Raw genomic sequence first — 11,632 nt, forward strand, 5'->3', positions numbered from 1 at the left:
GGCCGCAACGGGCGCCGCCGCCGTTCCGGCCTCCACGAGGGGGCCCGACGCGGGGCCCGACGCGGGGCCCGACGCGGGGCCCGCCGCCGGCGCGGAGCCCAACGGCGGGCTCGTGCCCGCCGCGCCGTCCGTGCGCCGGTTGGCCCGGGAACTCGGCGTCGACCTGCAGCGCGTCACCGGCACCGGCGCCCTCGGCCGCATCTCCGCCGCCGACGTGCGGGCCTTCGCCGACGCCGCCACCGCCGCCCCAACACCGGGGCCCGCGGCCGCCGCGCCGGCCACCGCGACAGGCGCCCCCGCCGGCGTCCAGGCCGGTGCCGCGCCGCTACCGGACTTCGGCCGCTGGGGCGCGGTCGTGAGGACGCCCATGAGCGGGATCCGCAAGGCCACGGTGCGCTCCATGACCACCGCCTGGGCGACCGTCCCGATGGTCACCCACTTCGACAAGGCCGACATCACCGAGCTCGAGCTCATCCGCAAGCGTTACCAGCCGAAGGTGGAGGCGGCAGGCGGCAAGCTCACGCCCACCGCCATCCTGCTCAAGGTCGTGGCGGGGGCGTTGCGGCGGTTCCCCGACTTCAACGCCAGCATCGACCTCGCCAGCCAGGAGATCGTGCACAAGCAGTACGTCAACGTGGGCGTGGCGGTGGACACCGACGCGGGCCTGCTCGTGCCCGTCATCAAGGGCGCCGATCGCAAGAACCTCATCGAGCTGTCGGTCGAGCTTGGCGAGCTGGCCGTGAAGGCGCGCGACCGCAAGCTGACCCCCGACGAGATGCAGGGCGGCAACTTCTCGATCTCCAACCTCGGCGGCATCGGTGGTCACGCCTTCACGCCCATCGTCAACCCGCCGGACGTGGCCATCCTCGGCGTCTCGCGCGCCAGCCACGAGCCCGTGTGGAGCCGCGAGACCGGGACGTTCGAGGCGCGGCTGCTGATGCCGCTGGCGCTCACCTACGACCACCGGCTGATCGACGGCGCCGCCGCGGCGCGCTTCCTGCGCTGGGTGTGCGGCGCGCTCGAGGAGCCGTTCCTGGTGGCCCTGGAGGGCTGACCCCGGCCAGGGGCGCTCTGACGCGGCGGGCCTCCTCGTTAGAGGCCCGCCGCGCCACGTTCCGGGGCCGCCCGCGCCGCTCGACCGAGGCGCACGCGCGCGGCTGACGGAGAAGGTTCACCCGGCTCTCACGCCCACGCGTGCTAGCATGCCCAGGTATGCCAGGCGTTTACAGCGTCCCCAACGGCGTGAACCCGGCGCCCGTCGGGGTGGAGCTGAGGGCGAGCGGCCTGGTGAAGCGCTACGGCAGGCGCAAGGTGGTCGACGGCGTCGACCTGGTGCTGCGCCGCGGCGAGATCGTCGCCCTGCTCGGACCCAACGGGGCGGGGAAGACCACCAGCTTCTACATGGTCGTCGGGTTCGTGCGGCCCAACGCCGGCCGGATCGTGCTGGGCGGCAACGACGTGACCAACTGGCCCATGCACCGCCGCGCTCGCGCCGGTCTCGGTTACCTCGCGCAGGAGCCCAGCGCCTTCAGGCGCCTCAGCGTCATCGACAACCTCCTCGCCATCCTCGAGTTCCAGGGCCTGACCCGCGCGGAGCAGGAGGAACGCGCCCAGGCGCTCCTCGAGGAGTTCCACATCGCCCACCTCGCGAAGAGCCGCGCCGACACGCTCTCGGGCGGTGAGCGACGCCGCCTCGAGATCGCCAGGAGCCTGACGGTGGACCCCGACTTCCTCCTGCTCGACGAGCCGTTCACGGGGGTCGACCCCAAGTCGATCCGCGAGATCCAGTCGATCGTTCACGACCTCAGGGACCGGCGCGGGCTCGGCGTGCTCCTCACCGACCACAGCGTGCGAGAGACGCTCGCCATCGCCGACCGGGTCGTGCTCATGTTCGACGGGCGCGTGCGCTTCGACGGCACGCCGGACGCGTTCGCGGCCGACCCGGACGTCCGCACCTACTACCTCGGCAACGAGTTCCAGCTCTAGGGGCGCGTCGAGGATGCCTCACGCCAGACCGACGGAGGGGGCACAGTGACCCTCATCAGCCTGCTCGTGCTGATGCTCGTCGTGCTGGCGGGCGTGATCGCCTACCTGGGCGACCGCCTCGGCACGTACGTCGGCAGGCGCCGCCTGAGCCTGTTCGGAGCGCGGCCGCGGACCACGGGCCAGGTCGTCGGCGTCCTGTCGGGCATCCTCATCATGCTCACCACCATCGGCGTCCTGGCGCTGGCGTTCCAGAACGCCACCCGGACGCTCCTCAACGTGCAACGCACGCTGGACGAGCTCAACCAGCTGCGGGCCCAGGAGCGCGTGCTGAGCCAGAACGTCGCTGACGCCAACCAGCAGCTCGCCGAGCTCAGGGCGCAGCTCGAGCGCGCGCAGGAGACCATCACAACGGCCGAGGGGCAGCGAGACGCCGCGCTCGAGGCACGCGACGCCGCCCTGGCCGAGCGCGAGTCGTTGACCGAGCAACGCGACGCCCTGGCCCTGCAGGTCGCGGAGGCCGAGGAGCGCGTGGCGCGCGCCGACGCCGAGGTGGCGTCGGCCGAGGAGCGATTGAAGGACACCCAGGCGATGGTGACCGAGGTGACCGCGGCGCTCACCGCGGCGCGCGGCGACCGCGACCGTGCCCTCGCGGAGGCCGAGGCCGCGCGCGTGGCCGCCGCGGCGGCCACGACCGAGGCCGCTGAGCTCGAGCAGGGGCTCGCCGAGGCGCGGGGGCAGCTGCGGGACGCCAACGACCAGCTCGCCGGCATGCAGGCCGCGTTGGTAGACGTGCAGTTCCGGCTCGCGCAGGCCGAGAACCAGGTCACGGAGGCGCAAGCCGAGCTGGCGACCGCTCAGTCGGCGCGCGAGACGGCCCTCGCCGACCGCGCTGCGGCGCTGCAGGACCGGGACGCCGCCCTGACCGACCGCGACGCCGCGCTCGCGGACCGCGACAGCGCCCAGGCCGCTCGCGACGAGGCCCTGTTGCAGCGCGCCGAGCTCGCAGAGCGTCTCGACGAGCTGAGCAGCGAGGTCGCCGTGCTAGAGGCCAACGCCAACGACCTGCGGCTCCAGGCGCAGGGCCTGCGCGACGAGAACCGCGGCCTGACGAACGCCAACGACGCGCTGGTGACGGAGAACGCCCGCATCCAGCTTCAGAACAACTCGCTGAGCGAGCTGAACGACAGGCTGGAGGCCGAGATCAGGCAGCGCAACGCGTCCGTGCTAGAGCTGCAGGGGACCGTCGACGAACTGCAGCGCGAGGTCGAGGCGCAGGCGCGCGACCTCGCCGAGCTGCAGCAGGAGTTCCAGCGCTTCGAGGGGGGCGAGGTCTACTTCGTGAAGGACCAGCTCATCTACTCGGGCGCCGTCCGCGCGCAGGAACCGGCCGCCATCCGCGACGAGCTGGCCGCCTTCATCAACGAGGCGACTGCCTTCGTGGCGCGCCGCGGCGTCGAGCGCCTCAGGGTGACCAGCGAGCAGTTCAACGCCCTGGTGGACGTCATCGGCCAGACGCCGGGCTCCGACCTGGTGCGGCTCATCTCGCCGAGCAACCAGATCAGCTCCACCATCGACGTCCTTGTCGAGGCCATCGAGAACACGGAACTGTTCGGGGCGGGGCAACTGATCGTCAGCCACGGCATGCACATGGGCTCGGCCGCCCTGCCCGCCAGCCAGGACGAGATCCGGGCGGCCATCGCTCAACTGAAGGCCGACGCCGTGCGCAAGCTCCGCCGTGCCGGGCTCGACGACGGCCAGCTGCCGGACTTCGGGGCGGTCACGGAGGACATGTTCACCAGCCTGCTATTGCGGCTCACCGGGCCGGTCACCATCGGCTTCGTGGCGACGGAGGCCGTGTGGCGCGCCGGCCCGGCGAAGCTGGAGCTCATGATCCTCTACTGATCACTTCTGCTTGAGGGCGTCGCGGATCTCCGTGAGCAGCTGCACCTCGGCGCTAGGCGCGGCCGGAGCGGGAGCCGGGGCCGGCTTCTCGAACTTCTTCTTCATGTCGTTGAACGCCTTGACGATGAAGAAGAGCACGAGGGCGATGAGCAGGAAGTTGATGACGGTGTTTATGAAGGCGCCGTACTGGATGACGGGGGCGCCGGCGGCGACGGCCTCCGCCACGCTCGCGTACTGGTCGGCGCCTCGCATGATGATGCCGAGGTTGCTGAAGTCGACGCCGCCCAGGATGAGGCCGATGATCGGCATGATCACCTCGTTGACCAGCGAGCTCGTGATGGCGCCGAACGCCCCGCCTATGATGACGGCCACGGCCAGGTCGAGCACGTTGCCACGGTTGATGAAGTCGCGGAACTCTTTCAGCATGTCGCCTCCTGAGGTAGTCGAGGGAGAGTCTACTCCGCCCGCCCCCCCCCCGCGCCCCCAATCGACTAAGCTTGGGTGGTGAGCACGGTTAGAGGGTCGACGATTCTCGTGGCCGACGACGCCGAAGGTCAACGGCTCGTCCTCGACATGTTGCTGAGCGTGGACGGCTACGAGGTGGTCGCCGTCGGCGACGGCAAGGCCGCCCTCGACTACCTGAAGGACAACACCCCGGACCTGGCCATCCTCGACTACCAGATGCCGCACCTGACGGGCGCCGAGGTCTGCCACCGCATGAAGCGCACCCCGCGCCTGAAGGACGTCCCCGTCATCATGCTGACCGCCTACCGCGACGACAGCATCGTCACGCAGGCGCGCATGTCGCACGCCGATCGCATCGTGTTCAAGCCGCTCGAGGGCAAGGACTTCCGCGCCACGGTGCGCGACCTCCTCGAGGCCAGATCACCCGGTCCGCTGCCGTAACGCCTCGTAGAGGAGGACCGCACCGGCCACCGACACGTTGAGGCTGTCCGCGGCCTCGGCGCGCATGGGGAGCCCGATCGTCTCGTCGACCCGGGCCGACCACCAGGGGCTCAGTCCGTCGTGTTCGCGCCCTAGGATCAACGCCACGCCGCCACGCAAGTCGGCGTCCCAGTGGCGCCTGGCAGCGCCGGGCGCGGTCGCTACCAGCTTCGCCCCGGCCGCGCGCAGGGCCGCGACCACCTGGTCCGCGCTGCCGACCCCGACCGGCAAGGCGAACGAGCTGCCCATCGCCGCCCTGACGACGTTGGGGCTCTCCAGGTCCACGCCGACCGCCGCCGAGCGACCCGCGCCGGCGACAACCTCGCCCCCCGGGGCGCCCGCCTCCAGCACGTCGGGACAGAGGAAGACGGCGTCGACGCCCACGGCGTCCGCGCTCCGCAACAGGGCGCCCACGTTGCCCGGCTTCTCCAACCCGACGAGCACCAGCGCCAGGGCCCCCGGACCCAGGCTCACTTGGGCGGGGGTCAAGCGCCGCGTCTCCGCCAGGAGCAGGGCCCCGTCCGGGTGCTCGCGCAGGCTCACACGGCGGAAGGCCGCTTCCCCGAAGGTGACGAGCTCTGCCCCGGCGGCAACGGCCTGTGCCGACAGCTCGCGCGCCAAGCTGGCCTCCAGCAGGGCGGGGGATGTCACGAGCAGCCGCGGCCTCACGCCGGCCGCCAACGCCCGCCGCGCCTCGCGGACGCCCTCCACGAGGAAGGTCCCGCTCCGCTCGCGCGCGCGGCGCTGCTTCAGCCCCGCCAGCTCCTTGACCAGGGGGTTCGCCGTGCTGTCGACGTGCCTGACGGTCATGGCGGCATCATATGCAGCGGGACGGGTTGTACACTCGGCCGCATGACCTCCGAACATCTCGTGTCGCCCGAGGAGCTCGCGCGCCTCTTGGCCGGCCCCGGGCCCGCGCCCCGGCTCGTCGACGCCCGCTTCCAGCTCATGGACCCCGCCTACGGCGAGGCCGCGTACGCCAGGGGCACCCTGCCGGGCGCGGTCCACCTCGACCTCGACAAGCACCTGGCCGGGCCCGTGGGACGCCACGGCGGCCGTCACCCGCTGCCCGACATGGAGGGCTTCGCGGCGCGGCTCGGTGCCATGGGCATAGGGAACGACGACCCGGTGGTCGTGTTCGATGACGGGGGCGACATGTACGCCGCGCGGGCGTGGTGGCTGCTCAGGTACGCGGGTCTGACCGACGTGCGGTTCCTCGACGGCGGGCTGAACGCCTACCTGGCCGGCGGCGGGCGGCTCGTGCCGCCGGGCCCGCCGCCCGCGCCGCGCCCCTTCAAGCTCTCGCTGCGCCCCGACATGGTGGTGGACGTCGGCTTCGTGAAGGGCGCGCTCGGGTCGAGCGACGTTCTCATCGTCGACGCCCGGGCCCCCGAGCGCTACCGCGGCGAGACGGAGCCGCTCGATCCCAAGGCCGGTCACATCCCGGGCGCAGTGAACCTCCATTACGCCGCCGACATGCTGAACGGGCGCTTCGCGCCCACCGCCACCCTGCGTGAGCGCCTGGCGGTGGCGGCCACGCGAGAGACGGTCGTGGCGTACTGCGGGTCGGGCGTGAGTGGTGCGCATCTGGTGCTCGCGCTGGAGTTGGCGGGTTACCCTGGGGCGAAGCTGTACGCGGGCTCCTGGAGCGATTGGTCGTCTTACGACCTGCCGGTCGCCACCGGAGACGAGGAGGGTTGACCGCTGCCGCCTGACGCGGTTGGGCCGGTCGTCGGCAAGCGGTTCGCCCCCTGCGCCACCGTGTGAGCGAACGGTGATTATCATGAGTGAAGTCATGGAGAGCAGGGTCAGCGTCGAACCGACCGTGAACCTCCCGGCCGAGCGGCTGTGGCGGGGCTACTTCCACGGCGCGCCCCACGGCATGGCGCTCTTCAAGGCGCTGCGGAGCGAAGCCGGTCGCCTCGACGACTTCCAGTGGTGCGACCTCAACGAGAGCGCCGCGACCGCGCTTGGCATAGTGGCGGCCGACGTCGTCGGCAGGTCCGCCAGGGCCGTGCGCGCCGGCGCCTTCGACCCGCGCGTGTTCAGGCGCCTCGTCACGGCGCACGTCACCAGGCGCGTGCAGGAGTTCGAACAGGTCCTGAACCGCGCCAAGGAGGTGACGGAGGAGCCGGGCGCGCGCGACCCGCGCGAGAACCTGACCTGGTACGCCGTGACCGTGATCCCCGTCGACGAGGATTACCTCGTCGTGCAGTTCCGTAGCATCACTCACTACAAGTCGGTGCTTCACCAGGCAGTCGAGCTGCTCAACCGCGACGACCTCACCGGCCTCGCCAACCGCCGCCACCTGAAGACGCGGTTCTGGGTCCTGCGCCGCCGCGGCGTGCAGATGGCCCTCCTCTACTTCGACCTGAACGGGTTCAAGGCCGTGAACGACACGTACGGCCACGAGGTCGGCGACCAGGTGCTGAGCATCATCGGTCAGCGCCTCACGGCCAAGGTGCGGCCCGACGAGATGGTGGCGCGACTCGGCGGCGACGAGTTCGCGGTCCTCCTCGCCGGGGGCGACCTGACGGCCGTCGACAGCGTCACGGGACGCCTCATCGAGGCGGTGGAGGAGCCCATCCACCTCGAGAGCGGCGCCGTGAGGCTCTCGGCCAGCGTCGGTGCGGCCCTGTACCCGGACGACGCCGAGTCGTTCGAGGCGCTGGTCAGCCGGGCCGACGCTCGCATGTACGAACAGAAGCGGCGCCGCACGCACCACTGACGCGCGCCCAGCGTCGGGGCGCGCCGCGCCGGCGCGTCAGGCCGGCGGGTCCGACCTGGGCCCGCGCTCGTAGAGGGAGACCGGCTGCCGCACGGCGCGCGCCCGCAGGTTGAAGAGTTCCACCATGATGCTGAACCCCATGGCGAAGTAGACGTACCCCTTGGGCACGTGCTGACCGAGCCCGTCCGCCACCAACGTCGTGCCGATGAGGAGCAGGAACGACAGCGCGAGCATCTTCACGGTCGGGTGGCGCTCGACGAACCCCGCCACGGCGTTGACGGACACCATCATGACCACGACCGCCACGATCACGGCCGTCACCATCACGCCGAGGTGGTCCGCCATCCCGACCGCCGTGATGACGGAGTCCAGCGAGAAGACGATGTCCAAGAGGACGATCTGGGTCACGACCCCCGCGAAGGACGCGGCCGCCTTCGTCGTGGACGCGTGCGCTGCGTGCGGCCCCTCGAGCCGCTCGTGGATCTCCTGCGTCGCCTTGAAGATCAGGAACACCCCGCCCACGAGGAACACGAGGTCGCGGCCGCTTATCTCCATGCCGAACACCTCGAAGAGCGTCGCCGTCAGGCCCGTGAGCCACGAGATGGAGAAGAGCAGCCCGACGCGCGTGATCATGGCCAGCGCCAACCCGACCAGCCGGGTCCGCTGCTGCTGCTCCGGCGGTAGCTTCCCCGACAGGATGGAGATGAAGACGATGTTGTCGATCCCGAGGACGATCTCGAGGACGGTCAGCGACGCGAGCGCCACCCAGGCTTGCGGACTCGTGAGCCATTCCATGCCCCCGATTCTCGGGCCAGCGGGCCGCCAACGCAAGCGGCGCGCCGTGACTCAATCGACGTCGCGCCGGAGGAACCACCAGTAGAGCAGCACCCCGAACAGGAGCGCGTAGCCCGCCATGACCAGCGCCGAGTGGCCGAGCGTGAGGCCGGTGCCGAGGAGTCCCGCCAGCGGCCCGAGGTCGCCCGCCTCCCCGGCACTGAGCTCCTTGAACCAGGCGGCGGCGGGTGCGCGCCCGGGCGCGTAGAGGTTGGCGGTGAAGAAGTACTCGGGCAGCGCCTTCCACGCCGCCTGCAGGCGGATGGCCTGGAAGACGGCGTTGAAGCGGTTGAGGGGCTGGACCTGCGAGATGGTGTTGATGACGGCGTAGAGCGTCTCGAGGAGGCCGGGGAGGAACAGCACCATGACCACCCCGAGGACCCCGGACCGGACGAGCGTGATGAGCAGGAACGCCAGGAGCACGGGCGCCAGGAGCTGAGCCGCCTGCAGGCCGTAGAGGCCGAGCAGGGGTAGCCAGTCGCCCTCCAGGCGGGTGGGCAGGAAGGTGGTGCCCACGAGCCCGAACAGGAACCCGGAGACGGCCGCACCGGCCATGAGGGTCGCGAGGGCCGCCAACGCCACGAAGACCTTGCCGCTCATGACTGCCACGCGCGACGGCTGCACCACCAGGACCGTCTTCCACATGTTCTGTGAACGCTCGTCGCCGATGAGCAGGGCGGCGACGAGGGTGACGGCGACGATGTAGAGGGTGGGGCTCGTGTAGGCGGGCCCGGCGAGCGCCAGGCGCACGAGGCCGAGGGGCGACGCGAAGAGCTGCAGTGTCTGGTCGACGACGCGGCCGTCGTCGGCGAAGGAGCCCGTCAGCGTCGTGTGGAGCACACGCGCCACCACCAGCGCCAACGCCGGGAGCAGCACCCAGTAGAGCGCCGCCAACACGTAGAGGCGCCGTTTCCTCACCACCTTGAAGGCCTCGGCCCGGACGACGTTCGAGAACTGGTTCATGCTGGCCTCCCGGCGGGATCGACGAGCCTGAGGTAGGCGGCCTCGAGGTCGTCGCCGTGCACGGCGGCGGCCACCACCTTGACGCCGTGCGCCGCCAGGTCGGACACGAGGTCGTCGGCGCGGTCGCGCGGCACCTGGGCCTCGGCGCCGTCGGAGCCGCGCGGCTCGAAGTCGTAGCCGAGAGCCGTCAGCGCCGCGGCGAGCGCGGCCTGGTCGGTCGCCCGCACTGAGTAGCGGACCCGTTGACCGTCCATGCGGTTGAGCAGTTGGGTCAGCGTCCCGTCGAAGCGCAGCACGCCCTTGTCGATGGCCAGGACGCGGTCGACGAGCTTCTGGACCTCGGCGAGGATGTGGCTCGAGACGAGGACGGTGGCGCCCTCCGTCGCCACGGCCCTGAGGGACTCGCGGAACTCGGCGATGCCCGTGGGGTCGAGGCCGTTGGTCGGCTCGTCGAGCAGCAGCACCTGCGGCCGCCAGAGCAGCGCGCGCGCCAGGGCGAGGCGCTGCCGCATGCCCTGCGAGTACGCCCTCACCCGCTTGCGGGCGGCGTCTTGCAGTTGGACGAACTCGAGCACCTCGTCGACCCGGGAGCGGGGCACGTCGCCGTGGAGCAGGGCGGCGTGCGTGAGGTTGTCGCGCCCGGTCAGGTAGGGGTAGAAGCTGGGTTCCTCGATCATCGTCCCCACGCGCCTGAGGGTGGGTCCGGGCACGGCGGCGCCGAGCACGGTGCAGGTGCCGGCGCTGGGCTTGACGAGGCCGGCGAGCATTCGCAACGTGGTCGTCTTGCCCGCGCCGTTCGGGCCGAGGAAGCCCACGATCTCGCCCTGCGTGACCTCGAAGCTGAGGTCGGACACGGCGGCGGCGCGGCCGTAACGTTTGGTCAACCCGTTGGCCGAGATGGCGATCATTCTGCCTTCCCCTCCCTGGTCATCAGGCTCTGGATGGCGTCGCGGGGGTGCTTGCCGCCGAAGACGACGGCGTGTACCTCGCGGCTGATGGGCAGGTCGATCCGGTGAGTCGGGCCGGCGCGGTGCACCGCCTCGACGGTGGGTACGCCTTCGGCGGTCATGCCGCTGGCCTCGAGGTCGGCCAGCGTCGCGCCATGCGCGAGGCTCACGCCCGCCCGGTGGTTGCGCGACGAGTCAGAGGCGCAGGTGGCGACGAGGTCGCCGACGCCCGCCAGGCCGTAGAACGTCGCGGCGCGGCCCCCGAGGCTGGTGCCCAGGCGCACGATCTCGGCCAGGCCGCGGGTGATCAGCGTGGCCTTCGTGTTGTCGCCGAGACCGAGGCCGTCGCTCACGCCGCAGGCGAGGGCGATGACGTTCTTCATGGCGCCCGCCACCTCGACCCCGACGACGTCGCTGCTCGTGTAGACGCGGAACGTCGGCTGCTGCAACAGCGCCTGCACGCGCCCGGCCAACCCGGCGTCCGCGCTGGCCACCGTGGTCGCGGCCGGCTTCCCCGCCGCGATCTCGCCCGCCAGGTTGGGACCCGACAGCACGGCCAGCGGGGTGGAGGGCAGCGACTCGGCGAGGACCTGCGACAGGCGCTTGAAGGTGGCGACCTCGAGCCCCTTGGAGCAGTTCACGAGCGCCGCAGGCAGGCCGCTGCGCCTGATGGACTCCCCGAGTTGCCGGAAGGCGCGGGACGGAACGGCGAGGAACGCGAGGGGAGCGCCGGCGAGGGCCTCGGCCAGGTCGCCGGTGGCGCGCACGAGCGGCCCGAGCGGCGTGCCTGGCAGGTACTGGTCGTTGCGGCCCGTGGCGGCGATGGCCGCGGCCTGAGCCTGACGCTGCGCCCAGAGGACGACCTCGTGACCGTTGCGCGCCAGCAGGGAGGCTATGACCGTGCCCCAGGCGCCGGCGCCGAGGACGGCCAGTCGGGGGTGCGAGGGTGAGTTGCGTGACACGGGCACAGGCTACCAACTGGTGATAAGGTTGCTCCCGTTGCCCGACAGCGGCCGCGCTCGCCGCGCCCGCCGCTGGGGCCAGGCGGAGGGAAGATGCCTACCTACCTGTATCGCAACCTGATGACGGGGGAGACGTTCGAGTACGAGCAGAGGATAACGGACGACGCCCTCACGGTGCACCCCGAGACGGGCCAGCCGGTGAAGCGGCTCATCCAGCCGGTGGGCATCGCGTTCAAGGGCAGCGGCTTCTACGTCAACGACACGCGCAAGGGCGCGGCCGGCAAGCATGGCGCCCACGGCGCGACCGCCGCGCCGGCCGACGCGGGTGGCGGCCACGACGCCGGCGGCGCCGGCAAGGAACCCGG

Annotated in this window: 12 protein-coding genes and 1 pseudogene; 7 read left to right on the plus strand and 6 right to left on the minus strand. The window is 71.6% G+C overall.

Translation table 11 applies throughout. The annotated features are described in order from the left end of the window. The 3 genes from H3C53_11400 to H3C53_11410 form a co-directional block, all read left to right on the plus strand. On the plus strand, positions 1 to 1,054 hold a 1,054-nt coding region (locus H3C53_11400; protein MBW7917272.1), incomplete at its 5' end, for a 2-oxo acid dehydrogenase subunit E2. A gap of 158 nt (positions 1,055 to 1,212) precedes the next feature. Continuing rightward, entirely contained in the window at positions 1,213 to 1,986 is a 774-nt protein-coding gene (gene lptB / locus H3C53_11405; GenBank protein MBW7917273.1) for an LPS export ABC transporter ATP-binding protein, read from the plus strand. Between the two features lie 45 nt (positions 1,987 to 2,031). Continuing rightward, complete coding sequence (locus tag H3C53_11410; protein MBW7917274.1) at positions 2,032 to 3,888, plus strand: DUF3084 domain-containing protein; 1,857 nt, start codon at positions 2,032 to 2,034, stop codon at positions 3,886 to 3,888. Here H3C53_11410 and mscL read toward each other — a convergent pair whose 3' ends face one another. Further along, complete coding sequence (gene mscL, locus H3C53_11415; protein MBW7917275.1) at positions 3,889 to 4,314, minus strand: large conductance mechanosensitive channel protein MscL; 426 nt, start codon at positions 4,312 to 4,314, stop codon at positions 3,889 to 3,891. A gap of 147 nt (positions 4,315 to 4,461) precedes the next feature. Here mscL and H3C53_11420 point away from each other — a divergent pair, with 147 nt between their 5' ends. Continuing rightward, positions 4,462 to 4,794 carry a response regulator gene (locus H3C53_11420; protein ID MBW7917276.1) on the plus strand — a complete coding sequence of 111 codons (333 nt, stop codon included), beginning with the start codon at positions 4,462 to 4,464 and terminating at the stop codon, positions 4,792 to 4,794. Here the strand turns inward: H3C53_11420 and H3C53_11425 are convergent. Further along, complete coding sequence (locus tag H3C53_11425; GenBank protein ID MBW7917277.1) at positions 4,774 to 5,643, minus strand: RNA methyltransferase; 870 nt, start codon at positions 5,641 to 5,643, stop codon at positions 4,774 to 4,776. The genes H3C53_11420 and H3C53_11425 overlap by 21 nt on opposite strands. Before the next feature lie 42 nt (positions 5,644 to 5,685). On the opposite strand from H3C53_11425, the gene H3C53_11430 reads away from it, so the two are divergent. Beyond that, on the plus strand, positions 5,686 to 6,534 hold the full coding sequence (locus H3C53_11430) for a sulfurtransferase (protein ID MBW7917278.1): 849 nt from the start codon (positions 5,686 to 5,688) through the stop codon (positions 6,532 to 6,534). 94 nt (positions 6,535 to 6,628) lie between these two features. Then, the gene (locus tag H3C53_11435) at positions 6,629 to 7,561 is read left to right on the plus strand and encodes a GGDEF domain-containing protein (protein MBW7917279.1); all 933 of its coding nucleotides are present in this window, start codon (positions 6,629 to 6,631) and stop codon (positions 7,559 to 7,561) included. Positions 7,562 to 7,597: 36 nt separating this feature from the next. Here the strand turns inward: H3C53_11435 and H3C53_11440 are convergent, their stop codons facing one another. The 4 genes from H3C53_11440 to H3C53_11455 are packed head-to-tail and all read right to left on the minus strand — an operon-like array spanning position 7,598 to position 11,267. Continuing rightward, positions 7,598 to 8,356 (minus strand): TerC family protein, encoded by a 759-nt coding sequence (locus H3C53_11440; GenBank protein MBW7917280.1) that lies wholly within the window; start codon positions 8,354 to 8,356, stop codon positions 7,598 to 7,600. A 51-nt stretch (positions 8,357 to 8,407) separates the two neighbouring features. Continuing rightward, the gene (locus H3C53_11445; GenBank protein MBW7917281.1) at positions 8,408 to 9,358 is read right to left on the minus strand and encodes an ABC transporter permease; all 951 of its coding nucleotides are present in this window, start codon (positions 9,356 to 9,358) and stop codon (positions 8,408 to 8,410) included. Continuing rightward, positions 9,355 to 10,266 (minus strand): ABC transporter ATP-binding protein, encoded by a 912-nt coding sequence (locus tag H3C53_11450; protein MBW7917282.1) that lies wholly within the window; start codon positions 10,264 to 10,266, stop codon positions 9,355 to 9,357. Before H3C53_11450 ends, H3C53_11445 begins: the two co-directional genes overlap by 4 nt. Further along, on the minus strand, positions 10,263 to 11,267 hold the full coding sequence (locus H3C53_11455) for an NAD(P)-dependent glycerol-3-phosphate dehydrogenase (GenBank protein MBW7917283.1): 1,005 nt from the start codon (positions 11,265 to 11,267) through the stop codon (positions 10,263 to 10,265). The genes H3C53_11450 and H3C53_11455 overlap by 4 nt, the downstream gene beginning before the upstream one ends. Before the next feature lie 93 nt (positions 11,268 to 11,360). Here H3C53_11455 and H3C53_11460 point away from each other — a divergent pair. Then, positions 11,361 to 11,552 (plus strand): annotated as a pseudogene (locus H3C53_11460) (FmdB family transcriptional regulator). The last annotated feature ends 80 nt before the right edge of the window (positions 11,553 to 11,632 follow it).

The organism is Trueperaceae bacterium (assembly GCA_019454765.1).
In the GTDB taxonomy this organism is placed as follows: Bacteria; Deinococcota; Deinococci; order Deinococcales; family Trueperaceae; genus JAAYYF01.